Raw genomic sequence first — 23,483 nt, forward strand, 5'->3', positions numbered from 1 at the left:
TGTTAGGGCCTTTGATGAGACCAGGTTTGATCTGACAGGCCTATGCGTCGGTACTTGAGGCTTTTTATGGCTTTCGAAGGCACGCCTGTGCTGTGAGGCAGAGGAGCGTCTTTCGAAGCGCCATGCTCTTCTCATTCATTTCGACGCAACCAATAGGCGCAGAAGCGCATCCCCATGATGCATGGGAATATCAGGATAATACTGGGAGCTTATGGGGGCCAATAATCTGGAAAATCGACATTTTCAGATCAATGGAATTACTCAGGAAGGATTTTGGTGCGGATGGGGAGACTCGAACTCCCACGCGCTAGGGCACTAGAACCTAAATCTAGCGTGTCTACCAATTCCACCACATCCGCAACGCAGCAAAATTATATAGATGACAGCGTCTAAGTCAAGGTATTTCCGGAAGTTTTAGATGCCTAGCGGCGCATTCGGGGTGCGTGTCGCTAGGCTCTTCCGTCAGGTGAGGGATGCGGCCAAGGCAAGGTGCTGAGAGGTAATGACTGAGGGTTGATAAATTGTCATCAAGCTCGTCGAAGTCGCTCGAGATGCCGTTGGCAACCCAGCCGGCAAGCGGTAACCCCTGAGCGACAATTGCCTCGGCGGTCAGGCGCGCATGGTTGATGCATCCAAGCCGAAGTCCAACGACGAGAATCACCGGCAGTTGCAAGGCGGTGGCCAGGTCACTCAGGTCCTCATCATCGTTGAGCGGTACACGCCAGCCGCCTGCGCCCTCAATAAGCGTGAGGTCGCGCTTCAGGGCGACAGCATCGGCCATAGCATCGGCAAGCAGCGTTACGCGTAATGTCTCCCCCGCTTGGCGGGCCGCCAGGTGCGGCGCGATGGCGGGTGCGTAGGCAAAAGGGTTGACGGTTTTATAGTCGATCTCGGGATGGCTGCGTGCCTGAAGCATCAGGGCATCATCGTTGCGAAGCCCTTCTGCCTGGCGGTGACACCCCGAGGCCACGGGCTTGAGCCCCAGGGTCGTCAGTCCCTGATGGTTTGCCAGGGCAAGCAGACCGGCGGTGACTAGCGTCTTGCCCGCGTCGGTATCGGTTCCGGTGATAAAAAAGGCAGCCATACGGGATCCATCGGTGTTGGTGTGGTCAGGTCTTGATGAGCTCGATCATCAGGCGCTGATAGGTGACGGGCAGGCCCTGAATTTCGCGTAATTGTTCGTAGCGCTGCTTCGCGTGGGCAAGGTCACGCTTCGTGAGGCAGGCAGTGGGCCGAGAGAGTTGGGCGCCCACCCCCTTGATCGAGGCCATTACCGCGGTGAGGTCTGCATAATGAAAGCGCTCTTGGGCTTGCTCTAGCGCTATTTCAGTGAAGCCGGCGCGAAGAGCGGCCTGTTCAAGGATTTGGGGTGTCTGAAAGTTGAGCAGCGCATTTGGGCGCGACCAGGCCCAGCCTACCTCGCCGAGAGTGCCGGGGCCGAGGGTATTGATCAGCGCGCGTCCGCCTGGCTGCAAGACGCGATAAACCTCTGTGAACACAGCGTTTACATCCGGGCACCACTGGATGGCCAGGTTGGAGAAGACAAGGTCGAGGCGTTGATCGGCCAGTGGCAGGCAGGCGGCATCGCCGCATAGCCAGTCCAGGTGCTCTCCTTGCTCGGCACGGGCCTTGTCGAGCATGCCAGGCGCCAGGTCTAAGCCGAGTACGCGGGGTTGAGTATCTGACGCCGCATAGTGGTCAGCCAGGCGAGCGGTCCAATGACCAGGCCCGCAACCCATGTCGAGAATATGGGACGCCTGGTCAGGAAGTCTCTGCCACAGAGCCTGCCCCATGGTCTGTTGCGCCGTGGCAAGCTCGCTGTAACGGGGGGCGGCGCGGCTGAAAGCACGGGCGACGCGCTGGCGCCATTCATCGGTGGCGATGGCTGCCCTTGGCTTGGTGACAGGATTCGAGGCAGGCGTTGCGAGTTTCACGAACGCTCCCTGTGAGGGTCTCGGCCTCCGGGGCTGTGTGCTTGAGTCAATGCCATCAGTCGACCGGCCAGTATCTCGGGTTGTGAGAGTTGTGGGCAGTGGCCGGCCTGGTCGATTGGGCGAGCCAGATGTTGTGCCATAGCGTCATTGGCGTTTGCCGTAAGCGGGTCTCGTTCGCCGGTCATAGTGAGGATCGGACAAGGAGAAGCCGCGCAGATATCACTGTTATCGAGCGTTGCCAGCCAGTCGAGGCCCGTGGCAAGACTTTCCGGATGGGCGGGAGGGTTGTTGCCAATCAATGCCTGTAGCTGGTGAAGCACATGGCGAGGCCGGGACTCGCCACTTAGCTGCCAACGCAGAAAGTGGCGCCAGGTGACAAGTGCATCCTGTTCGAAGGCATCCTGAAAAGCTGCCAGTGCCTCTGGCGTTACGCCGCCAAAAGTCTCTTGGCGGGTTGTGAAGCGCTCACGCATGCCGAGCATCACCAGTGCCTGCGGCGCCGGTAGATGCTGCAATAGCGCCGTTGCCAATAGGCCGCCAAGTGACCAGCCGACCCAAAGGGCGTTTGAGGGCAGGGCACTGGCCATTGCCTTGGCCAGTGCGTCCATATGCTTGGGCATGGCCTCTTCACGCCGGGTGCCGTAGCCGGGCCAGTCCGGTGTCGTCACTTCGATATTGTCGGGCAGGGAGGCAACCAGTGGCTGCCAGATGCGGGCGTCGATGCCCCAGCCGGATAGCAGCACAAGCCGAGTCACGAAACCTTTACCTCTTGATCCTTCAGCTCGGCGAGAACGTCGAGCAGCGCCTGGATGTCGTGCCATTCATGCAGTGCATTGAGCACGATGCGCAGGCGTGCCGTGCCGCGGGGGACAGTCGGATGACGAATCGCGCCGACCATGAAGCCGGCTTCGCGCAGGTGAAGACTCCACTTCATGACCCGCTGATTGTCGCCGAGCAAAATGGGCTGAATCGGCGTCGTGGAGTCCATCAGCGGGAGTCCGAGTGTCTTGGCCGCCTGTCGGAAGCCCGCGATGTGGGCATGTAACCTTTCCCGGCGCTCGGATTCCTGCTCACTGATGTCCATCGCGCGAAGGGTGGCCCTGGCAACGCCGGGAGGCTGGGCCGTGGTATAGATGTAGGGCCTTGCGAACTGTGTCAATGCGTTGATCAGTACCTCGTCGCCCGCCACGAATGCCCCGAAACTACCAAAGGCCTTGCCCAGTGTGCCGACGAGGACGGGGACCTGGCTGACCGAAAAACGCTGCCCCACCAGGCCCGCGCCTTGTTCGCCCAACACGCCGATACCATGGGCATCGTCGATCATCAGCCATGCCCCCTGGCGCTGACAGGTGGCGGCAAGACCTTCTACGTCGGCGGTGTCGCCGTCCATGCTGAAGACCCCATCGCTGACCACCAGCTTGTCGCGCTCTTGGGGGGTGCGTGTCAGGAGGCGATCCAGGTCAGCCAGGTCGCGATGGTGAAAGCGGCGGGAGGGAGACTGAGCCAGTCGAGCGCCATCAAGCAGAGAGGCGTGATTCAGTCGATCCTGAAATACTCGCGTTTCACTGTCGCAAAGGGTTTGCAGCACGCCCAGATTGGCCATATAGCCAGTCGAAAAAAGCAGGGCCCGAGGTCGACCAGTAAGGTCAGCCAGGCGCTCTTCCAGTGCGTGGTGAGCCGGGGAGTGGCCATTGACCAAGTGGGAAGCGCCTGCGCCTGCACCCTCCTGCCGGGCGCCTGCCGCCAGTGCCTCAGCGACTCTGGAGTCTCGGGCCAGACCTAGATAGTCATTGCTCGCGAAGTCGCGCAGCTTCGCTCGCGGATTTGGCGACATGCTGAGTCGCTCACGCCATTGGCCTTGCTCGCGCTGGTGAGCCAGGCGCGCCTCGAGTCGACTCTTAAGCATGTCAGGCGAGGTTGCCTGATGTGGCGGTAGCATTATAGAAGAGTTCCTGAGGGACAGTGTCTTCCATCGCCTGGTGGCGCAGTGAAGCATCCAGCGATGCTTCCTGCTCGGCTTCGTCATGACAGGTCTGTTTTTCCTCGGGGTGCAGGCCGAGCTTTTCAAACAGCGCTCGGTCGCGCAGCACATCGGGATTTTCAGTAGTCAGTAATTTATCACCATAGAATATAGAGTTGGCGCCGGCGAGAAATGCCAGGGCTTGAGTCGACTCATTCATCAACTCGCGCCCGGCAGACAGGCGAACATGGCTCTTAGGCATCATGATGCGCGCGACGGCGATGGCGCGCACGAAATCGATCGGGTCCAGGTCCTCCACATTCTCAAGTGGTGTGCCTTTGACCTTGACCAGCATGTTGATGGGCACTGATTCCGGGTGCGGTGACAGGCTGGCCAGTTGTCTAAGCAGGGAGGCGCGGTCGCGTGGCGCCTCGCCCATACCAATGATGCCGCCAGAGCAGATTTTCATGCCGGCTTCACGCACGTTGGAAAGGGTCTGGAGACGCTCATCGTAGCTTCGCGTCGTGATGATCTCGCCGTAGTATTCCGGGGAGGTGTCGAGGTTGTGGTTGTAGTAATCCAGCCCGGCGGTGGAGAGCTGCTGTGCCTGCTCATCGTCGAGCGTGCCAAGTGTCATGCAGGTCTCGAGTCCTAGCGCCTTGACCTGCCTTACCATCTCGAGCACCACGTTCAGGTCCTTCTGACGCGGGGTTCGCCAGGCTGCGCCCATGCAGAAGCGGCTAGCGCCTGCGGCCTTGGCGTCGCGTGCCTGTGCGATCACCTTGTCGATTTCGAGCAGTTTTTCCTTGCCAAGCCCGGTATTGTAGTGGCCCGACTGGGGGCAGTACTTGCAGTCCTCTGGGCAGGCGCCGGTCTTGATGGACAGCAGGGTTGATACTTGTACGGCATTGGCATCGAAGTTCTGACGATGGACTTGCTGGGCCCGAAATAGCAGGTCGTTGAAGGGCAGGGCGAACAGTGCCTCAATTTCATCAAGTTGCCAGTCGTGGCGGATGGTGGCGGAGCTGGCTAAGGTCATATCAGAGGCACTCGGTATGTCTGGTTAACTTTTGCTAAATATGAGGTTAACGGTGATGATAGGGACTCTGCGCTCACTGTCAACCGTCGGGTTAATGTGGGTTAACCATTGGCTGCGATGTGCCTTGCCGGGGCATTGCGCTTTTTGCCTTGGAGAAACACCTAGGGCGACTCACTGGTGCGCGAACTGCTTAGAACAACTGCCCTGGAATGACCATGCCTGCGTTGTCTGTGCCGAACCCATGGCGACGGGCACTAACGAGGGCGACGGGGCTGTTCGTTGTGGCGCTTGCCTGACAAGACCGCCAGTCTTTGATGGTGCCTGGGCACCGCTGCGGTATGAGGACGAGGTGGCACGCCTCATGCAAACGTTCAAGTTCGCGGCATCACCCCGAGCCGGTATGCTACTGCTGTCGCTGCTAGAAGCAGGGTTGGAGGCGCGTATTGGTGCGAGTGTGGAACAGCATGAAGCGTTTTGGCCTGCCCGTCAGGGGGTTGAGGCCATCATTCCTGTGCCGTTGCACCCTCGGCGAGCGCGTGAACGTGGTTTTGATCAAGCCGACTGGCTAGGGCGGCGCCTTGCACGCCGCATGGATTTGCCAGTGATCAAAGCGCGGCGAATGCGGGTGACGCCAACACAGCGTGGCCTCGCGCGCCAGGCACGGCGTTCCAACCTGCGTGATGCCTTCATGATTGACTCTCCGTTACCCCAAAGCGTCTTGTTGCTTGATGATGTGATGACAACCGGTGCCACCTTCGATGCCCTGGCACAGGCTTGTCGAGCGGCGGGGGCGCGACGAATTGAGGTCTGGGCGGTCGCGCGCACGCCCAAACGCTAAGCGTGAGTTGAGCTTCACGTGTGAATTCAGGGTGCTAGAGTGATATCTGCTAGCATGTATGCCTGTTTTTCAATCTGGATCATGCCGTGGCCCTCGCTCTTCATCCTTTCGAACAACTGAGTCCCGCTCGCATCGTCGATGCCGTCGAGTCCCTTGGATTCTGGTTGCCGGGTGAACCCTTCGCACTCAACAGCTACGAGAACCGAGTCTTCCTTTTCCATGATGATGAACGTCGTCGCTGGGTAGCCAAGTTCTACCGCCCCAGGCGCTGGAGCGATGCTCAGATCCAGGAAGAACACGACTTTCTGGCCGAACTAGATGAGGCAGGTATCCCCGTGGCCGCTCCCTGGTGTAATGCAGCCGGGGCCAGTCTGCACTTCTTCGAGGGCTTTCGTTTCGCGCTATTTCCGCAGGTCAGCGGGCAGGCGCCGGAACTCGATAATCCGTCTCACCTTTTTGCGCTGGGCGATCTTGTCGGGCAGCTACATGGAGTGGGTCAGCGTCGCTCCTTCATTCACCGTCACCAGCTGGACGTGCCGACGATGATCGAGGAGAGTCGTGAGCAGGTGCTGGGGTCGCCCTGGTTAAGCCGTCATCAGCGTAAGGCCTATGAGCGTATCAGCGCTGCCCTTGGCGAGCAGCTCAAAGCCCGAGCGTGGCCATCCGAGTCACTGCTGCGGACTCACGGTGATTGCCACCTTGGTAATATTCTGGGTAGGGATGAGCACTTTGCCCTGGTCGATTTCGATGACTGCCTGATGGCGCCGGCGGTTCAGGATCTTTGGATGATGTTGACCGCTCAGGATGATCAGGAAGCTCAGATGCAGCTCTCTGAATTGCTCGAGGGCTACGAGCAGCATCGGGATTTTCCCCGTGGCGAGCTCGCCTTGATCGAGCCTCTACGAGGCCTGCGTTTGATGCGCTATGCGGCCTGGCTGGTGACGCGCTGGTCTGATCCCGCGTTCCCTAAAGCCTTTCCCTGGGTCGCTGACGAAGGCTATTGGGATCAGCATCTGCGTACGCTAGAGCAACAGCGCCAGTTGCTTGAAAGCAATCCGCGCTGGCTCGCCTGATTGGCTCTCCCGACTGGCTCTCATGGGTAGGGCCGTCATGAGCGGGTCAGTAATGAGTGAGTTAGGGGAAAGAAGAGGCGGGGTTCGTGCTTTGTGGAATCACTAGCAAAAGGGCAATGGGTGACGAGCGAAATGTTCACGTCACCCGTCGTTTGGGCCCTTGATGACCTATGCCGTTAGTTTGAGGGGGTTGATGTCCCAGCCGATTGACGGCGCTGCTCATTGAGTCGCTCTGAGGGGTTGTCCTGCGCCTCAATAGCGAGTGCTTGTCCCAGTTCCAGTTGAAAAACGTGAGCGGGCGGCAGCTGGGCACGTTGGCAGCCTTGCTCGTTGGTTTCGGTGCAAATGACATCGACGCCGAATTCGCCGTTGCTTTCACGAGCCGCCGCTGAAAAATCGCCGCTATAGATTTCCCGCGTGTCACCCATCATATCGATGCAGGTCACGGTATTGGCAGACAGTCGCGCGCGGCCATCGACCAACTGGGCATCGGCGGTTATCAGACAGTGCGCCGGCAATTCGTGCTCTGCCCCTTGGCCGACAACGGGCTTCAGCAGCACGTTGTCATGGCTCGGCTCTGTTTTTTTCAGGCTCAATGTATCGATGACTTGCACATCGATACGGGCGTCTGAGGGGAGGCGCAGGGTATCGGCCATGGCAACGTTTGGCAGCATCAGGCCAACCACCAGCAGGTGAGCAAAGTATTTCATCATGAGTTTCTCACTGTCCAACGGACCACATTCGGAAGATGCTTAACTCTACCATAGGGGGGTTGGTCGGCCCCAGCCACTGGCTAACCCCCTGACGTGGCACGATGTCACGGCTTTGCGGTGCTTAATAGAAAGGAGCGCTGCATGGCGGGCCTGGGTAGGATAAAATTAATACTTTTATGACATTAAAATGTTGTACGGAAAAGTATTTCTGTATACTTTTTGTATATTAATACCGTGAAGGCTCTACCATGACCGAACAACTCGCCGAGCATTTTCGTCAGATCATCACCGGCCTGGGTGAAGACCCCGAGCGCGAGGGCCTGCGCGATACGCCAAAACGGGCCGCCAAGGCCATGCAATTCTTGACCCATGGTTATGAGCAATCCCTTGAGTCGTTGATCAATGGGGCCGTTTTTGAATCCGAAACCGACGAGATGGTGTTGGTCAAGGATATCGAGCTGTACTCGATGTGCGAGCACCATATGCTGCCATTCATCGGTAAGTGTCACATTGCCTACCTGCCAGATGGCAAAGTATTAGGGCTTTCCAAGTTTGCTCGCATCGTCGACATGTATGCGCGTCGTTTGCAGATTCAGGAAAACCTTACCCGCCAGATTGCAGAAGCCGTCCAGCACGTCACTGAAGCTCGTGGCGTAGCGGTGGTCATCGAGGCCAAGCATCTTTGTATGATGATGCGCGGTGTAGAGAAGCAGAATTCCAGCATGAGTAGCTCCGTCATGTTGGGGGCGTTTCGCGCTAACCAGTCGACTCGGCAGGAATTCTTGACGCTGATCAACGGACGCTAAGACGCTCATTCCCAGGGAGTTCGATATGCCGCTGCACGCCTTGAACGATCAGCACCTCGACCATGACCTTGCCACGATCCGCATCAAGAACTTGAGGTTGCGCACCTATATTGGCATCAAGGAAGAAGAGATCCGTAACCGCCAGGATGTGGTGATCAATGCGGTGATCCGCTATCGTGCGGATCGTGCAGTCAAGTTCAACCACATCGACCAGGCGTTGAACTATCGCACCATTACCAAGCATCTCATCGCCCATGTAGAAGAGAATCGCTTCTTGCTGCTTGAACGCATGACGCGGGAAGTGCTCGATATCATCATGTCCTATGAGCAGGTGCTGACGGCTCAGGTAGAAATCGACAAACTTCATGCCCTGCGCTTTTCGGATTCGGTGTCGATCACGCTGTCCGATTCTCGTGAAGTGGGATCCGATGTGTGAATGAGTTGGTGACGATGCCCGATTCGGCTTAGCATGGTGAGTAGAGTCGATTGACAGGAGATTCCTTTGGACGGCGACATTCTCGCCTTCGATGATGACGCTCAGCAGGGCGTCGTCGAGGCCACAAACGGTCAGCGATATACCTTCGGGCTTGCAGATTGGCGTGGTCGTGGTCTGCCTGCTCCTAACACAGCGGTATGTTTTACCCCACGAGGGGAGTGTGCAGAGCAGCTGATCAATCGACCGGAAGCCCAGCGCAAGGCCAGGGCCAGCCGGCCCTTCCCCTCTAACGATGAGCTGGACGATGTCCCTTCGCGGCGGTACTCAGGATTTTCCATCGCGGCCATCAGTCTGGCGTTTATTGGCATGTTCTTCGATGGGCAGGTTCCCCTGTTGGGATTGGGGGCTGCGGTGCTCGGCGTGCTTGGCCTGAGGCAGATTCATCGCGCTCCCCAGCGCTACACGGGGCGTCTGTTCTGCTGGGGAGCGATCGGTTTGGCACTTCTGCTGGCTGTGCTCTCGATGTTGGTGGAGCCATCGCTGCAGCACACCAACTGACTTGGCATTATCCGTATGCGGTTTGGGTCATCCCGCCGCTTCACTGGAAGGAGAATTCCCATGGAAGCCCTGCAAGATAACCCACTGTTTCGTCCCTTTGCCTACATTGATGGCAGTTGGGTCGCCGCTGATAGCGGCGAGCAGATCGAAGTGCTCAATCCGGCGACCGGCGAGGTGATTGGCCAAGTACCACGCTTGGGGCGCGATGAGACCGAGCGCGCCATCACTGCCGCAGAGTCAGCCTTCCCTGCCTGGCGAGCGCTGACCGCGATCGAGCGTGCCGACATCCTCATGAAGTGGCATGATCTTATGCACGAGCACCAGCAGGAGCTGGCGCAGATCATGACCCTTGAGCAGGGCAAGCCGCTCAAGGAAGCGGCAGGGGAAATTGCCTATGCCGCCAGCTTTTTGCGCTGGTTCGCCGAGCAGGCGCGACGCGTATATGGCGAGACCGTTCCGGAGGCTAACGCTAACCAGCGTGTCCTTGTCACCAAGTCGCCGATCGGGGTGGTTGGTGCCATTACGCCCTGGAACTTTCCGGCGGCGATGATTACCCGCAAAGCCGGTGCCGCGCTGGCAGCGGGCTGCCCGATTGTGGTCAAGCCGGCCAGCCAGACACCGTTCTCGGCTACTGCCATGGCATTGCTCGCCGAGCGAGCAGGGGTGCCGCGCGGTATCTTTAACGTGGTGCCAGGTCAGGCCAGTGCGATCGCTGAGGCTCTCACCGAGTCGCCGGTCGTTCGCAAGATCACCTTTACCGGCTCCACCGAAGTCGGTCGCAAGCTGATGGCGCAAGCCTCGCAGCACATCCAGAAGCTGTCTCTGGAGCTAGGCGGCAATGCGCCCTTCATTGTGTTCGAGGGAGCCGATCTGGACGCGGCTGTCGATGGCGCCATAGCTGCCAAGTTCCGCAATGCCGGGCAGACCTGTGTATGCACCAACCGTTTCCTGGTGCAGTCTAGCGTCATCAATGCGTTCTGCGAGAAGCTGGCTGCCGCGATGAACTCTGAGCTGCATGTCGGTGACGGCACCAAGAAGGGCATCAATATTGGGCCGTTGATTGATGAAAATGCGGTCAGCAAAGTCAGTGAGCACGTGCGGGATGCCGTTGATAAGGGGGCTCATGTGTTGCTCGGTGGTCATCCGCACCCGCTCGGGGGAAATTTCTTCACCCCGACGCTGATCAACGGCGCTAATGCTGATATGCAAGTGGCCAAGGAAGAGACATTCGGGCCGCTGGCTGCCGTCTTTTCTTTCGACGATGAGGAAGACGCCGTAAGCATGGCCAACGACACCGAGTTTGGTCTGGCGGCTTACTTCTACAGCCGCGATCTGGGGCAGGTATGGCGTGTATCGGAAGCGCTGGAGTATGGCATGATTGGCATCAACACGGGCTTGATTTCCAATCCTGCAGCCCCCTTCGGTGGTGTGAAGGCCTCGGGTCTTGGGCGCGAGGGTGGCCATCAGGGCATTGAGGACTTCCTCGAGACCAAGTACCTGTGTATCGACCTGGGGCAGTGACCATGAACGCCTAGGTCGTCGCGCCATCAGCGTTCAGGCCTGAGTCTAGAACCCCATTGCCTTCAGGGTGGTGGGGTTTTTTGTGACTACTCTATTCAGGACGGGGCAGTGTATTCAGGATGGGTCGCTGTCCATAAAAAAAGCGCCCCAACCGGCGGGTAGGGGGCGCTTTCACAACGAAGGCCAGAGAGGCGCCACTTAGGGCGCCTTTCTTCTATTATGGCCTATAAAGTTATGGCTCTCGGTCGGGGCTTCCGCGATAGGCCTCGTAATGGACTAGTGGCGGAAGTGGCGCATACCGGTGAATACCATCGCGATACCGGCCTCGTTGGCCGCTTCTATCACTTCGGCGTCACGCATGGATCCGCCCGGTTGGATCACGGCGGTGATGCCGGCGTCGGCGGCGGCGTCGATGCCGTCACGGAACGGGAAGAAAGCGTCACTTGCCATCACTGAGCCGGGTACCGACAGCCCCTCGTCAGCTGCCTTGATGCCGGCGATCTTGGCCGAGTAGACTCGGCTCATTTGGCCGGCGCCGACGCCGATGGTCTGGCCATGCTGGGCATAGACGATGGCGTTGGATTTGACGTGTTTGGCGACCTTCCAGGCAAAGGCGAGATCACGAAGTTCCTGTTCGCTGGGGGCGCGCTCGGTGACCACCTTGAGCTCATCACGGCCGACCATGCCCAGATCGCGATCCTGGACCAAGAGCCCGCCGGTGACACGCTTGAGGTCATGGGCCGGGTGGCGCTCGCCGGGCCAATGAGCGCTCACGTCGAGCAAGCGGATGTTCTTCTTCTCGGCAACGATCGACACAGCTTCGTCGCTGACCCCTGGGGCGATGATCACTTCCACAAACTGGCGATCGATAATCGCGCGAGCAGTATCGGCATCCAGCGGTACGTTGAAGGCGATGATGCCGCCAAAGGCGCTGGTCGGGTCCGTGGTGAACGCCTTCTCGTAAGCCTCGAGCGCTGTCGCGCCGACAGCCACTCCGCAAGGGTTGGCGTGCTTGACGATCACACAGGCAGTCTCGGTGTACGCCTTGACGCACTCGAAGGCAGAGTCGGTATCGGCGACGTTGTTGAACGAAAGTGCCTTACCCTGCAGCGAGGCCGCGGTGGCAACGCTTGCTTCGCGGGTATCGTCCTCGACGTAGAAGGCGGCCTGCTGATGCGGGTTCTCGCCGTAACGCATGTCCTGCTTCTTGACGAACTGCGTGTTGTAGGTCCGTGGCAGACCGTCGGTGCCACCCTCGACCTTGGTGCCCAGGTAGTTGGCAATGGCACCATCATAACGAGCGGTGTGCTCGAAAGCCTTGACGGCCAGATCAAAACGCGTGGCATCGCTTACGGCGGCGTCTTGCTCCGCCATCTCGGCCAGTAGCCGCGGATAGTCGTCGGCATCGACCACAATGCTGGTGTGGGCATGGTTCTTGGCGCAGGCACGCACCATGGTCGGACCGCCGATGTCGATGTTCTCGATGGCGTCCTCGAGGCTGCAGTCCGGCTTGGCCACGGTCTGGGCAAACGGATAAAGATTGACCACCACCATGTCGATCGGCGCAATGTCGTGCTCTGCCATCACGGCATCATCCTGGCCGCGGCGACCCAGAATGCCACCGTGGATCTTGGGGTGCAGGGTCTTGACCCGGCCATCCATGATCTCCGGGAAGCCGGTGTGTTCGGATACCTCGGTGACCGCGACGCCCTGTTCCTTGAGCAGGCGGAAAGTGCCGCCGGTCGAGAGCAGCTCGACGCCGTGGGCGGCAAGGCCCTTGGCAAATTCGACGATGCCTGTCTTGTCGGAGACGCTGATCAGGGCGCGGCGAACCGGCAGCGGTGAAGGGGCTAGATTGGCCATGGGCGGACTACCATTTCGTTGCGTTGGGGGAGAGGGAAAACGGCCAAGGGCGCCACGAGGGCGCCCTTGAAGGAAATTAGATCAGCGCGTATTGCTTGAGCTTCTTGCGCAGCGTGCCTCGATTGAGACCGAGCATCTCGGCGGCGCGGGTCTGGTTGCCATTGGCGTGCTCCATCACTGTCGCCAGTAGCGGTGCCTCGACCTCGGCCATGACCATGGCGTAGAGGTCGGTTACCACGCCGCCATCCAGGTGATCAAAGTAGCGGCGCATGGCGGCATCAACCGCCTCGCGCAACGGCTGTTCCTGATGATGGGGGGCACTTGCCAGGGCGGCACCGCGTTCGATGGCGGTGAGACTCAAGGCGTCCTGGCCGGTGGTCACGATATCGTCGGGCGTTGTCGCTTGCCTACTGGTCATGCTGCACTGATTCCATCTGCTGTCAGGGTCCGTGGCGAGCCTTCGGCGCCGTGACAAAACAGTTCGTCCACGAAATGAAGTTGATCCTGGGCGCTATCCAGAACGTTGAAACGGGCTCGATGAGCCTTGAGGGTGTCGGCTGGGCAATGCCTGACCAGATACCATCCCAGGTGCTTGCGCGCGATGCGCACGCCCATATGCTCCCCATAAAAGTCGTGCAGGGCCATGAGATGTCCCTGCATCACCTCTCGACGCTCGTCGCGGGAGGGCGTGGGCAATACCGCGCCGTTATGGCGAAGGTAGTGATCAATTTCCCGGAATATCCAGGGGTTGCCCTGGGCGCCACGGCCGATCATCACTGCGTCCGCACCAGTATAGTCGAGGACGGCGGCGGCTTTGGTCGGTGAGTCAATATCGCCGTTGGCAAATACCGGTATCGACACGGCGGAATTGATGGCGGCGATGGTGTCGTACTCGGCAAAGCCGCTATAGCGTTGCTGGCGATGGCGACCATGTACGGCCAAGGCCTCGATGCCTGCGTTTTCGGCAAGTGTGGCAATTCGCACGCCATTGTTGCTATCGGCGCACCAGCCGGTGCGGATCTTCAGCGTCACCGGAATGTCGACAGCAGCCACCACGGCATCAAGGATCTCGGCAACCAGTGCCTCATCGCGCAGTAGCGCTGAGCCGGCGGCCTTGTTGCATACCTTCTTCGCCGGGCAGCCCATGTTGATGTCGATGATCTCTGCGCCTTGATCGGCATTGAGGCGCGCTGCCTCGGCGAGCATGGCGGCATCGCCGCCGGCGATCTGCACGCTACGTGGCCCGGGCTCGCCTGTATGGTCAAGCCTTAGGCGCGACTTGCGCGTATGCCACAGGGCGGGGTCGGCAGTGACCATCTCGGAAACGACCAGGCCAGCGCCCAGACGCCGGCATAGCTGGCGAAAGGGGCGGTCGGTGACGCCGGCCATCGGGGCCAGAATCACGCGATTGGTCAAGCGGTGCCGACCGATGGCGGGTAGGCTAGCGGGCATGGGCGTCACGGAGTTGCTTGAACAAGGGGTGCATATCATACCCATCGGCAGGCGTTGGGTGAAGTTTAAAAACCCCCTTCTTGCCGTGTCGGCCCTAGTTATCAGGCGCCGGGGCGGTGGCCTTCCAGCCGTACCCAGCCTTCACGCTCCTCGGGTTCGGCCATGCTGAGGCCCTGGGCGAGGTAAGCGTCCAGTACTTCGTCGGCCTGGTGCGAGAGGATGCCTGAGAGGGCCAAACGGCCGCCGGGTGCGACGTGGCTGGCGATGGTTGGTGCCAGCTCGACCAATGGGCCTGCCAGGATATTGGCGACCACAATGGGATAGCTTCCGGCGTCGAGCTGCTCTGGGTAGAAGAGCGAGAGCCGCTCGGCCTCGATATCGTTACGCTCGGCGTTGTCGCGACTGGCGGTGAGGGCCTGAGGATCAATATCGCTGCCGGTTGCCCGCTGCGCACCCAGCTTGAGGGCGGCGATGGCAAGAATGCCCGAGCCGCAGCCCACGTCCAGTATCTCGTTACCCTCGAGTTCGCCGGCAACCGCCAGGCCATCGAGCCATTCGAGGCACAGGGCCGTGGTCGCGTGGGTGCCGGTGCCGAAGGCGAGGCCCGGGTCGAGTCGCAGGTTGACGGCGTCCTTGTCGGGCGCTTCTTCCCAGCTTGGCACGATCCATAGGCGGCTACCCATCTTCAGGGGGGCGAAGCCGTCCATCCACTCCCGTTCCCAGTCACGATCGGCCAAGAGTTCATAGCTAATCTCGGGGCAGGGCTCGTCGGGAATCTCGGCGGCCCAGGAGGCCCGCACCTGGTCCAGCATCGCCTCGATCCCTTCGAGGTCGTCGTAGAGCCCCGTCAGTACCGTTTCGTCCCACAGCGGCGTCGTACCCCGCTCGGGTTCAAAGACAGGATCATCGTGGGCATCCTGAAGGGTGATGGCGGTGGCGCCCTCGGCGAGCAACAGCTCCTCGAGAATTTCGGCGTGGGCCGGGGCGATGTGGGCCTTGAGTTGTAGCCAGGGCATAGCGTGAATCTCTTGGTTAAAACGCCAGCGGGGCGGCATAGGCCGCCCCGCTGGGGGAAAGTCGCTCGATTCACCCGTCGGTGAAGCCTTGCAGGGAACCTTGTCCCTCCTCGGCTCAGCTCTCGAGTTTCTTCTCCAGGTAGTGGATATTGACCCCGCCTTGCTGGAAATAGCCGTCGCGGACCAGGTCCTTCTGCAGGTCGATGTTGGTCTTGATGCCTTCTACCAACAGTTCGTCCAGCGCATTGCGCATGCGGGTGAGGGCGGTCTCACGGCTTTTGCCCCAGGTGATCAGCTTGCCGATCAGGGAGTCATAATGGGGGGGAACCGAATAGCCGGTGTAGAGGTGCGAGTCCATGCGCACGCCTAAGCCTCCGGGCGCATGATAGAGGCTGACCTTGCCGGGAGAGGGCATGAAGGTGCGTGCATCCTCGGCGTTGATGCGGCACTCGAAGGCATGGCCATTGAGGGCGATGTCTTCCTGACGAACCGACAGGGGAAGGCCGGAGGCAATCAGCAGCTGTTCCTTGACGATGTCGATGCCGGTGACCATCTCGGTGACCGGGTGCTCAACCTGAACGCGGGTGTTCATCTCGATGAAGAAGAACTGGCCCTTCTCGTACAGGAACTCGAAGGTGCCGGCACCCCGATAGCCAATCTCGATGCAGGCATCGGTACAGGCCTTGAGTACCTGTGCGCGGGCATCAGGGTCGAGCTGTGGCGCCGGCGCCTCTTCCAGCACTTTCTGATGGCGACGCTGCAGCGAGCAGTCGCGATCATAGAGGTGAACGGCATTGCCCTGACCGTCGGCCAGCACCTGCACCTCGACGTGGCGGGGCTGCTCGAGGAACTTCTCCATGTACACCGTGCCATCGCCGAAGGCCGCATTGGCCTCATTCTGGGTCACGCTGATGGAGGAAAGCAGGTGAGCTTCGGATTGAACGACGCGCATGCCGCGACCGCCACCACCAGAGGCCGCCTTGATGATCACCGGATAGCCGATGCGCCGCGCCACTGCCATCGCTTCCTCTGGATCCTCGGGCACTGCGCCGTCGGAACCTGGCACCGTCGGCACGCCGGCCTTCATCATCGCTTCGATGGCGCTGACCTTGTCGCCCATCAGGCGAATGGTCTCGGCGCGCGGGCCGATAAAGGTAAAGCCGGAGCGTTCGACCTGTTCTGCGAAGTTGGCGTTCTCGGAGAGGAAGCCATAGCCCGGATGGATGGCATCCGCGTCAGTGACTTCCGCCGCGCTGATCAACGCCGGAATGTTCAGGTAGGACTTCGCTGACGAGGCCGGGCCGATGCAGACGGCTTCGTCAGCCAGTCGCACATGCATCAGTTCTCGGTCGGCCAGGGAATGCACCGCCACGGTCTTGATGCCCAGCTCTTTGCAGGCACGCAGGATGCGAAGGGCGATCTCGCCACGATTGGCGATGAGTACCTTGTCCAACATCTTGTATCCGCCCAGGTTGGAATGGAAAGGGGAGGTGAGAATGGCCTTAGCCGATGACCAGCATGGGCTGGTCGTATTCCACCGGTTCGCCGTCTTCGGCCAGAATCGCTTCGATTACGCCGTCTTTGTCGGCTTCGATCTGGTTCATCATCTTCATGGCTTCGACGATGCAGATCGTTTCCCCTTTCTTGACGCTCTGGCCCACTTCGACGAATGCCTTGGAGCCCGGCGCCGGCGAGCGATAGAAAGTGCCGACCATCGGTGAATTTACCGTGTGGCCTGTAGGCGCGGCGGGCGCTGCAGGCTCCGCTGAAGCCGCAGGTGCTGTTGCCTGGGCGGGAGCTGCCTGAGCCGGCGCCTGCGCGGCGGGGGCCGGCTGGTAGGCCACGCCGTTGGGGTGACGGCTGATACGAACCGACTCTTCGCCTTCTTGAATCTCGATTTCGCTGATATTGGATTCTTCCAGCAGCTCGATCAGCTTCTTGACCTTGCGGATATCCATGAGTCTGTCTCGATCAGGTGGTAATTAGGGGATTTTCGGGCAGGCTGATGCGCCAGTGGGAGCTGTCAACCTGCTCAAACTTTGTCTAGATCACGGCATGATGTTGCAAGATGCCGCTGATAGCCGCCTCTAAAGGGCGTGTCGGCGGAGTGTGCCGAAAAAAACGGGTCATGTCCAGTGACGGCCAGTTCTACTCAGGTGGGGCGATTGGCGGGCTCGTCACGCTGGGCAAACCTCTCAAGTAGCGCGCCTAGATGGTCGGCAAAGGGCTCGGCTTCAACTTCGCCCTGAATACGCGCATCTCTAATTTCCTTGCCCTGCGCAAAGAATAGCAGGCTGGGGGGGCCGAATAGCTCGAAGCGCTGGAGCAGCTCGCGGCTTTGTGCATTGTTGTCGGTCACATCGACGCGAATGCGATGAAATCTGTCGAGTTGAGTGGCCACCTGAGGGCTTGGAAAGACGTCACGCTCCATGATCTTGCAGGAGATGCACCAGTCGGCGCTGATGTCGACGAAGGCCGGTTGCCCGGACCTTACGGCGCTCTCGAGTTCCGCGTTGAGGGCTTCGAGATCCGTGACGGTGTTGAAAGGGGATGAGGGGGCGGAGGATTCGACGCTAGTGGGCGTCGACTCAGTCGTATGCCAGGCCAATGGTCGCAATGGATCCTCGCCGCCTCCGGCCGCACCGATGATCAGCGCGAGCCCCCAAGTCAGCAGTATCAGGCCTGCGGCTTGCCCCAGTCGCGCCATCCCCTTGGGGTGATCAAAGCGTAGCGCCCCCAGTGCTAACGCACTACTGATAGCAAGTGCGCCCCATAACAGCAGCGTCAGTGCCCCCGGCAATAGACGCGCGATCAGCCATATCGCAACGCCCAGCAAGAGCACGCCGAAGGTGTCCTTGATGCTTTGCATCCAAGCACCCCGGCGGGGAAGCAGGGTCGTGCCGAAGGTGCCGACGATGATCAGTGGCACGCCCATGCCGAGCGCCAGGGCGAGCAAACCGAGTCCACCCATGGCGGCATCACCGGTAGAAGAGATGAATACCAGCGCCCCCGCCAAGGGAGCCGAGACGCAAGGCGAAACCACCAGCACGGATAAGGCGCCTGCCACGGCGAGGCCTAGCGGGCCGCTCTGTTGGGCGCGGCTTTGCCAGTCGTCGAGACGCTGAGCGATGCCCTGGGGCAGGCGAGGCTGAAAGACGCCGAACATCGCCAGGGCAAAGAGCACGAAGAGTACCGTGAAGGGGATAAGGATCGTCGGTGACTGCAGGCGCGCCTGGAGGTTGAGCCCGGCACCGAAGAGCCCCATCAGCACGCCGACACCTGCATAGGTCAGTGCCATTCCCGTCACATAGCTGCCTGATAGCGCGAGAGCGCGCAGCCGCGTCGGATTCTGGCCGACAATGATAGAGGCAAGGATGGGTATCATCGGCAGCACGCAGGGCGTGAAGGTCAGCCCCAGGCCGGCGAGGAAGAAGAGTCCCAATACCAGCCAGGGCGAGGCCTCTGCGAGCAGATTACTGAAACGGCCATCTTCGCTAGTCAGGGTAGAAGGGGCAGTCGCGACGGCGGGCGATACTGCTACGGTATCGTTGGTTGCTTGGTTTTCACTTACCTGGCGAGAGGAGGGGGGCGATGCAAAGGCTGCTGGCGCAGACCCTGGCAGGGCCGTGAGCTCGACTTGCTGTGGTGGGTAGCAAAGTCCGGCTTCCGCGCAGCCCTGATAGTGAAGCGTAAAGGTAATGGCGTTAGCGTCGACAGCTTCCTTGATAGGCACCGGAAAGGTGACACGGTCATGGTAGACATAGACCTCGCCAAGGAATTCATCCTTCTTGAAGGTGCCGGCTGGCAGGGCGGGCTCCCCCAGGGTGACGCCAGGAGTATCGCTCTCGACGCCTAAGCGATGACGGTAGAGATAGTAGCCGTCGGTGGCTTCGATACCGATCATCAAGCGGTTATCGTCGATCCAGGCGTTAGGACTGAAAGCCTCGTCCACTGGCAAAAAGTCACCGTTACTCCCTCCCGAGGAGAATAGCTGAGCCTGCAGAGGGAGCGGAAAGGCTAGCAGCAGGCCAAGGGCGAGAAATAAGAGCCGTGGAATCAACGTCAACATCCTTGCGGGTATTCGGGTCGATAAGAAAGTGATAGCAATAGCCTGCAGATAGCCTTGTCTGCGACCGGGATACGAGACAGGAGTTCCGCCGTCGTGGAAACCTCTCAGTCATACACCTGCTAGGATAACTCATGCCCTTGTCGGCTTCATGCCAAGCATGCGGTCAAAGGGGCTTCGGAATTCCTCCAACCGCCAAGGACGTAGACGATGCCATTGTTCGGATCACGCAATGCCCGGCCCAATCGACCCACCGATATTCTGGAGCGCCCTGACTACGGCTGGGTGTGGAAGCCGCTGTTGGGGCTAGTCGCTGTCTACCTGGTTGTGACCCTAGCGCTGGGCGTCTGGTGGAGCCTGACGCCCGATGGCTTCGACGTGCAGCAAGCCAGCGCCGAGCAGCGCGGTCGCCTTGCGCCTGACGCTCAGACGCACTCAGATGCCCAGGGCGCGGAGAATGATGGCGGAAGCGTTGCGGCAGCCACTGACGATAGCGAGGCCACCAAGACAGCGCTGGATACCAGTCCAGCAGGCCGGGGGGCAGTGATCATCGCGACCCAGATGACACTGCTCGATACGCTGCTGGATAAGTCGGGCGGTTATGTACGCAACGACATGCTGCCGCCTGGTCTGTGGCTCGACAACATGCCTGCCTGGGAGCTGGGCGTGCTCGAACAGGCGCGTAGCCAGGCGCATTCCTTGGTCGAACAGGCCGATATGGAAGCGGGGGCGCTGGTTGAGGCTCAGGAACGACTCGACGGCGACAGTCAGGATTGGCTGTATCCGGCGACCGAGCATCGCCTGAACAAGGCAAATGATGCCTATGCAGTAGTGCTCAACGACATTAATGAGCAGCGCCAAGCCCTGCCGGCCGAGGGCGATGTGCCGGCGGACTGGTTGTCACGGGTCGCCATGCGTCTGGAAGAGATGACCTATCGCCTATCGGCGAGTGTCGCCGACCCCGAGGCCCTGCGCGAACTCGAGGTGGATGTTGACCAGCTGCCCGGCAGAACGCCTTGGTACCGCGTCGATAATATTTTCTTCGAGGCTCGCGGTCAGACATGGGCGCTGGAGCATCTGCTGGCAGCGATGGCCGCTGACTATGGCGATGTGCTGGCCGCCGCTGAAGCCCAAGCGCTGGTAGATCGCTTGATGGCCGAACTCGAGCAGGCGCAGCGTCCGCTGTGGAGTCCGATGGTGCTCAACGGTACGGGTTTTGGCATCTTTGCCAATCACTCACTGATGATGGCGGCCTATACCCAGCGTGCCGCGCGATTGGCCGAGGCACTCTCTGAGCGCTTGGCAGGTGTCAGTGCACCCGCTGAGCCGGTGAACCCAACGTCGGCCGCTGAAACGTCTAGCCAGGCAGATGCCCAGTCTGCTGCCCAGCCGCCAGTCTCAGAAGGTGCTGGCGCTTCGTCAGAAGGGGCGGCCAAGGTCGATGCCGCGCCACAAGGCGCCGCTTCCGATGTCGATACCCAGGGGGGTGACGGCGCTGATGCCAGTGTTGAGGAGGGGGCTAGCGAGCCAAGTTCTGCTGAAAAAGCTGGCCCTGTTGAGAAAACTGAGCCTGCTGAGACAACTGACCCCTCGGTCGATGGTCAGGACGCCAGCGCAACGCTATCGGCCGAGGATGCTGACGTTGCAGATGAAGGCGTGGCCACGGATAGCGGCGACTGACCCGCTAGCCAGCGGGGTCCGGTAACGAATAAGGGGCGCTCAGTGAGCGCCCCTTATTCATCTTGCTGCATCGGTTAGATGCGAAATGCGGTCGTTCAGGCCTTTTCAAAGGCGGCGACAGCCTTCTCGATGGCCTTGCGAGCGGCGTCGGCACCGTCCCAGGATTCGACCTTGACCCACTTACCCTTCTCGAGATCCTTGTAGTTCTCGAAGAAGTGAGCGATCTGCTGGCGCAGCAACTCGGGGAGGTCGGTAACTTCCTGAATATCGTCGTAAAGGGCGGTGAGCTTCTGGTGCGGCACGCAGACCAGTTTGGCGTCTTCGCCGGCTTCATCGGTCATGTTCAGGATGCCGACCGGGCGTGCACGAATCACGCTACCCGGCTGTACCGGATAAGGGGTAACGACCAGTGCATCCAGCGCATCGCCATCGTCGGCCAGGGTGTCCGGGATATACCCGTAGTTGGCCGGGTAGAACATGGGGGTCGCCATGAAACGGTCAACCAGCAGCGCATCCAGATCCTTGTCGATCTCATACTTGATCGGTGCATGGTTGGCGGGGATCTCGATGGCGACGTAAACGTCGTTAGGGAGATCTTTGCCAGCGGGAATCTTGTCGAAGCTCATTGTCACGTCCTTGGGTGGGCAGTAATCGTTGCCTGTAAAGTCCGGCGAATTATACGAACTGCAGGGCGCGATTACCAATGCGACCAATGCCTCCATGGGCCCTAGGGGGCATTTGAGTGTGTATGATAGGCGGCGCCTCTATCAGCTGGAGGTGTGGCCGCCGGATCAAGGAGACTAGCAGGTGGATTCCGAGTTAGCGCTGAGTGTAGGGCAGGCCTTCGTGGCCCCGGAACGTCGTCGTCACCGCAGTTCGATGTCGGTGCGGATTCCCGAATCACGGCTGTTAGCGTTGAAGGGCGCCTGTGCGCTGATCAGCGACTCGAACTCGCGCAACGCCCTTGCTCATCAGGCCGGTGAGCTCAGCGTACGTGGGTTTCTGGCCGATTATATTTCGACTCCCGAGCATTGGGACATCAAGACCTCGGCAACGCGTGTCCTTAGGGCACTCAATGGCTGGTGTCACAGTCAGAGCGATCATATCAGCGGGGGCAGCTATGTCTGCTCGTTATCGGCCATGATCTACCGTGGCCGTGAAGCGCACCTCTTCCATATGGGCGATACGCTGGTCTTTCGACTGCGGGGGGCCGAATTCGAGCAACTCTCTCGCGATCATGTCACCGACCTGGGGGGATATCGCTATCCATCCCGAGCGTTGGGCATGGATGGCAATCTGGACATCGATTACCTAACCATGCCGTTGAAACAGGGCGATCTGTTCCTTTTCACCACCCCAGCGGTCCGCGGCACGCTGATGCCTTCTGACTACGTACAATTGATTCGCCAGGATGCAAGCGACCTGGATGCCGCCTGCGAGCGCCTGGCGGCCACGGCTCTCGAACGTGCCCAGGAGCGAGGCTACGGAGGCGAGCAATTCTGTTTCCAGTTGGTTCGCATCGACCGTCTTCCAGAAGAAATGACCGAATCGCCGGACAAGATTTATGGCGATCTGCCGGTGCCGCCGGAGCTTGCGAAAGGGCAGCGTCTTGACGGGTTGGAGGTCAGGGAAGTGCTGTCTCGCACGGCTCAGTCACGCGTCTACCGGGTATTTGATTCGGTCAGTGGTCGCGACATGGTGATGAAGGCGCCGAGTCCCGAGCTCTCGAGTCGCAACGCCTACCTGGAGCATTTTCTGCTGCAGCAGTGGGTGGTTGAGCGGGTACACTCGCCTTTCGTGGCCCGCGTCGTGGAGCCCTCCAGGCCGCGCACCCATCTCTATTACTTGATGAACCTGGTCGAGGGAGAGCGCCTCACTGATTGGGCGTTGCGCCATCCCCAGGCGAGTCTCTCGCAGCGCCTGGATATTGCTCGCCAGCTGGCCAAGGCCGTGCAGGCCCTGCATCGCCGGGATCTACTGCATCAGCAGATTCATCCCGATAATGTGCTGATAGATACCCATGGTCAGCTGGTACTTGCCGATTTTAGTGCTTGCCGATTGCGGGAAGGCGACGGCCATAAGCATTCCCGGGAGCTGGCTCGTCAGCTGGGCCTTACCGAGCACAGTGCCCCCGAATACGCTCTGGATGACGATGTGGGCAGGCGCAGCGATCAGTACGCGCTGGCCTCGACGATCTACTGGCTGGTGACAGGAGGTCTGCCCTACGATATTCCGCCTCATCAATTGCGCAGTCACACGGACCTGGAGCAGCTGAGCTACAAGAGTGCCTCACTGCGTAATCCCGACGTTCCCAAGAAATTGGACGATGCGCTTCGGCGAGCCCTTGACCCGCAGCGGGCGCTACGTTTTCGGCGTCTGTCGGAACTACTCGTGGCGCTGCGAGAGCCCCGCGGCGAGGGTGAGTCCGCCGCTGCGTCGAAGTTAGCCTCCGGCCGTTTCTGGCAGGCAGTCGCGGGATTATCGTTTGCGCTGCTGATTGTCTCCTGGCTGCTGCGCTAGGCCCGCCC

At 60.2% G+C, this 23,483-nt stretch carries 22 protein-coding genes and 1 tRNA gene; 8 read left to right on the forward strand and 15 right to left on the reverse strand.

What is annotated here, in order from left to right:
* Nucleotides 1-274 precede the first annotated feature (274 nt).
* The 6 genes from ETC27_RS10960 to bioB form a co-directional block, all read right to left on the reverse strand.
* Nucleotides 275-359 (reverse strand) — tRNA-Leu (locus ETC27_RS10960).
* A gap of 35 nt (nucleotides 360-394) precedes the next feature.
* On the reverse strand, nucleotides 395-1,084 hold the full coding sequence (gene bioD / locus ETC27_RS10965) for a dethiobiotin synthase (RefSeq protein WP_136255037.1): 690 nt from the start codon (nucleotides 1,082-1,084) through the stop codon (nucleotides 395-397).
* 25 nt (nucleotides 1,085-1,109) lie between these two features.
* Complete coding sequence (locus ETC27_RS10970; protein WP_240724887.1) at nucleotides 1,110-1,934, reverse strand: methyltransferase domain-containing protein; 825 nt, start codon at nucleotides 1,932-1,934, stop codon at nucleotides 1,110-1,112.
* Complete coding sequence (locus tag ETC27_RS10975; RefSeq protein WP_240724888.1) at nucleotides 1,931-2,689, reverse strand: alpha/beta fold hydrolase; 759 nt, start codon at nucleotides 2,687-2,689, stop codon at nucleotides 1,931-1,933. The genes ETC27_RS10970 and ETC27_RS10975 overlap by 4 nt, the downstream gene beginning before the upstream one ends.
* Nucleotides 2,686-3,840 carry an 8-amino-7-oxononanoate synthase gene (gene bioF / locus ETC27_RS10980; protein WP_136255039.1) on the reverse strand — a complete coding sequence of 385 codons (1,155 nt, stop codon included), beginning with the start codon at nucleotides 3,838-3,840 and terminating at the stop codon, nucleotides 2,686-2,688. The genes ETC27_RS10975 and bioF overlap by 4 nt, the downstream gene beginning before the upstream one ends.
* A 1-nt stretch (nucleotide 3,841) precedes the next feature.
* Nucleotides 3,842-4,933 carry a biotin synthase BioB gene (gene bioB / locus ETC27_RS10985; RefSeq protein WP_136255040.1) on the reverse strand — a complete coding sequence of 364 codons (1,092 nt, stop codon included), beginning with the start codon at nucleotides 4,931-4,933 and terminating at the stop codon, nucleotides 3,842-3,844.
* A 94-nt stretch (nucleotides 4,934-5,027) separates the two neighbouring features.
* On the opposite strand from bioB, the gene ETC27_RS17695 reads away from it, so the two are divergent.
* Both ETC27_RS17695 and ETC27_RS10995 read left to right on the forward strand, forming a co-directional pair.
* Nucleotides 5,028-5,771: a ComFC family protein gene (locus ETC27_RS17695; protein ID WP_276605698.1), complete on the forward strand. Its 744-nt coding sequence runs from the start codon at nucleotides 5,028-5,030 to the stop codon at nucleotides 5,769-5,771.
* A gap of 86 nt (nucleotides 5,772-5,857) precedes the next feature.
* Nucleotides 5,858-6,844, forward strand: a complete 987-nt coding sequence (locus ETC27_RS10995; RefSeq protein WP_136255042.1) for a serine/threonine protein kinase — start codon at nucleotides 5,858-5,860, stop codon at nucleotides 6,842-6,844.
* 176 nt (nucleotides 6,845-7,020) lie between these two features.
* Here ETC27_RS10995 and ETC27_RS11000 read toward each other — a convergent pair whose 3' ends face one another.
* Nucleotides 7,021-7,557: a hypothetical protein gene (locus ETC27_RS11000; RefSeq protein ID WP_136255043.1), complete on the reverse strand. Its 537-nt coding sequence runs from the start codon at nucleotides 7,555-7,557 to the stop codon at nucleotides 7,021-7,023.
* Between the two features lie 248 nt (nucleotides 7,558-7,805).
* Here ETC27_RS11000 and folE point away from each other — a divergent pair, with 248 nt between their 5' ends.
* The 4 genes from folE (at nucleotide 7,806) to ETC27_RS11020 (ending at nucleotide 10,878) form a co-directional block, all read left to right on the forward strand.
* A complete protein-coding gene (gene folE / locus ETC27_RS11005) occupies nucleotides 7,806-8,363 on the forward strand; it encodes a GTP cyclohydrolase I FolE (RefSeq protein WP_136255044.1) in 558 nt (185 codons plus the stop codon).
* Nucleotides 8,364-8,388: 25 nt separating this feature from the next.
* Entirely contained in the window at nucleotides 8,389-8,799 is a 411-nt protein-coding gene (gene folX / locus ETC27_RS11010; protein WP_136255045.1) for a dihydroneopterin triphosphate 2'-epimerase, read from the forward strand.
* Between the two features lie 66 nt (nucleotides 8,800-8,865).
* Entirely contained in the window at nucleotides 8,866-9,357 is a 492-nt protein-coding gene (locus tag ETC27_RS11015; protein ID WP_136255046.1) for a DUF4190 domain-containing protein, read from the forward strand.
* Between the two features lie 60 nt (nucleotides 9,358-9,417).
* Entirely contained in the window at nucleotides 9,418-10,878 is a 1,461-nt protein-coding gene (locus tag ETC27_RS11020; protein ID WP_136255047.1) for an NAD-dependent succinate-semialdehyde dehydrogenase, read from the forward strand.
* Nucleotides 10,879-11,154: 276 nt separating this feature from the next.
* Here ETC27_RS11020 and purH read toward each other — a convergent pair whose 3' ends face one another.
* From purH to dsbD, 7 genes are all read right to left on the reverse strand, one after another.
* Nucleotides 11,155-12,741, reverse strand: coding sequence for a bifunctional phosphoribosylaminoimidazolecarboxamide formyltransferase/IMP cyclohydrolase (gene purH, locus ETC27_RS11025; RefSeq protein WP_136255048.1), 1,587 nt, complete (start codon nucleotides 12,739-12,741; stop codon nucleotides 11,155-11,157).
* Nucleotides 12,742-12,817: 76 nt separating this feature from the next.
* A complete protein-coding gene (gene fis, locus ETC27_RS11030) occupies nucleotides 12,818-13,159 on the reverse strand; it encodes a DNA-binding transcriptional regulator Fis (RefSeq protein ID WP_136255049.1) in 342 nt (113 codons plus the stop codon).
* On the reverse strand, nucleotides 13,156-14,193 hold the full coding sequence (gene dusB, locus ETC27_RS11035) for a tRNA dihydrouridine synthase DusB (protein WP_136255050.1): 1,038 nt from the start codon (nucleotides 14,191-14,193) through the stop codon (nucleotides 13,156-13,158). Before dusB ends, fis begins: the two co-directional genes overlap by 4 nt.
* A gap of 101 nt (nucleotides 14,194-14,294) precedes the next feature.
* Nucleotides 14,295-15,209, reverse strand: coding sequence for a 50S ribosomal protein L11 methyltransferase (prmA, locus tag ETC27_RS11040; RefSeq protein WP_136255051.1), 915 nt, complete (start codon nucleotides 15,207-15,209; stop codon nucleotides 14,295-14,297).
* 115 nt (nucleotides 15,210-15,324) lie between these two features.
* Entirely contained in the window at nucleotides 15,325-16,665 is a 1,341-nt protein-coding gene (accC, locus tag ETC27_RS11045) for an acetyl-CoA carboxylase biotin carboxylase subunit (protein ID WP_136255052.1), read from the reverse strand.
* A gap of 46 nt (nucleotides 16,666-16,711) precedes the next feature.
* Entirely contained in the window at nucleotides 16,712-17,167 is a 456-nt protein-coding gene (accB, locus tag ETC27_RS11050) for an acetyl-CoA carboxylase biotin carboxyl carrier protein (protein WP_136255053.1), read from the reverse strand.
* 194 nt (nucleotides 17,168-17,361) lie between these two features.
* Nucleotides 17,362-19,278 (reverse strand): protein-disulfide reductase DsbD, encoded by a 1,917-nt coding sequence (gene dsbD, locus ETC27_RS11055; RefSeq protein WP_136255054.1) that lies wholly within the window; start codon nucleotides 19,276-19,278, stop codon nucleotides 17,362-17,364.
* A 207-nt stretch (nucleotides 19,279-19,485) separates the two neighbouring features.
* Between dsbD and ETC27_RS11060 the strand changes: the two genes are divergently transcribed.
* A complete protein-coding gene (locus ETC27_RS11060; RefSeq protein ID WP_136255055.1) occupies nucleotides 19,486-20,955 on the forward strand; it encodes a DUF2333 family protein in 1,470 nt (489 codons plus the stop codon).
* A gap of 95 nt (nucleotides 20,956-21,050) precedes the next feature.
* Here the strand turns inward: ETC27_RS11060 and ppa are convergent, their stop codons facing one another.
* Nucleotides 21,051-21,581, reverse strand: coding sequence for an inorganic diphosphatase (gene ppa, locus ETC27_RS11065; protein WP_136255056.1), 531 nt, complete (start codon nucleotides 21,579-21,581; stop codon nucleotides 21,051-21,053).
* Nucleotides 21,582-21,834: 253 nt separating this feature from the next.
* On the opposite strand from ppa, the gene ETC27_RS11070 reads away from it, so the two are divergent.
* On the forward strand, nucleotides 21,835-23,475 hold the full coding sequence (locus ETC27_RS11070) for a bifunctional protein-serine/threonine kinase/phosphatase (protein ID WP_136255197.1): 1,641 nt from the start codon (nucleotides 21,835-21,837) through the stop codon (nucleotides 23,473-23,475).
* Nucleotides 23,476-23,483 lie beyond the last annotated feature (8 nt).

This window comes from Onishia niordana, from assembly GCF_004798965.1.
GTDB classification, from domain to species: Bacteria; Pseudomonadota; Gammaproteobacteria; order Pseudomonadales; family Halomonadaceae; genus Onishia; species Onishia niordana.

Excerpts from the sequence above, each read along its gene's own strand:
- folE (WP_136255044.1), top strand. The coding sequence starts at position 7,806 with ATGACCGAACAACTCGCCGAGCATTTTCGTCAGATCATCACCGGCCTG.
- accB (WP_136255053.1), bottom strand. The coding sequence starts at position 17,167 with ATGGATATCCGCAAGGTCAAGAAGCTGATCGAGCTGCTGGAAGAATCC.
- ETC27_RS11000 (WP_136255043.1), bottom strand. The coding sequence starts at position 7,557 with ATGATGAAATACTTTGCTCACCTGCTGGTGGTTGGCCTGATGCTGCCA.
- dusB (WP_136255050.1), bottom strand. The coding sequence starts at position 14,193 with ATGCCCGCTAGCCTACCCGCCATCGGTCGGCACCGCTTGACCAATCGC.
- ETC27_RS17695 (WP_276605698.1), top strand. The coding sequence starts at position 5,028 with ATGTGGGTTAACCATTGGCTGCGATGTGCCTTGCCGGGGCATTGCGCT.
- bioB (WP_136255040.1), bottom strand. The coding sequence starts at position 4,933 with ATGACCTTAGCCAGCTCCGCCACCATCCGCCACGACTGGCAACTTGAT.
- fis (WP_136255049.1), bottom strand. The coding sequence starts at position 13,159 with ATGACCAGTAGGCAAGCGACAACGCCCGACGATATCGTGACCACCGGC.
- purH (WP_136255048.1), bottom strand. The coding sequence starts at position 12,741 with ATGGCCAATCTAGCCCCTTCACCGCTGCCGGTTCGCCGCGCCCTGATC.
- folX (WP_136255045.1), top strand. The coding sequence starts at position 8,389 with ATGCCGCTGCACGCCTTGAACGATCAGCACCTCGACCATGACCTTGCC.
- accC (WP_136255052.1), bottom strand. The coding sequence starts at position 16,665 with ATGTTGGACAAGGTACTCATCGCCAATCGTGGCGAGATCGCCCTTCGC.
- ppa (WP_136255056.1), bottom strand. The coding sequence starts at position 21,581 with ATGAGCTTCGACAAGATTCCCGCTGGCAAAGATCTCCCTAACGACGTT.
- dsbD (WP_136255054.1), bottom strand. The coding sequence starts at position 19,278 with ATGTTGACGTTGATTCCACGGCTCTTATTTCTCGCCCTTGGCCTGCTG.
- bioF (WP_136255039.1), bottom strand. The coding sequence starts at position 3,840 with ATGCTTAAGAGTCGACTCGAGGCGCGCCTGGCTCACCAGCGCGAGCAA.
- ETC27_RS11020 (WP_136255047.1), top strand. The coding sequence starts at position 9,418 with ATGGAAGCCCTGCAAGATAACCCACTGTTTCGTCCCTTTGCCTACATT.
- prmA (WP_136255051.1), bottom strand. The coding sequence starts at position 15,209 with ATGCCCTGGCTACAACTCAAGGCCCACATCGCCCCGGCCCACGCCGAA.
- ETC27_RS11070 (WP_136255197.1), top strand. The coding sequence starts at position 21,835 with ATGTCGGTGCGGATTCCCGAATCACGGCTGTTAGCGTTGAAGGGCGCC.
- bioD (WP_136255037.1), bottom strand. The coding sequence starts at position 1,084 with ATGGCTGCCTTTTTTATCACCGGAACCGATACCGACGCGGGCAAGACG.
- ETC27_RS11060 (WP_136255055.1), top strand. The coding sequence starts at position 19,486 with ATGCCATTGTTCGGATCACGCAATGCCCGGCCCAATCGACCCACCGAT.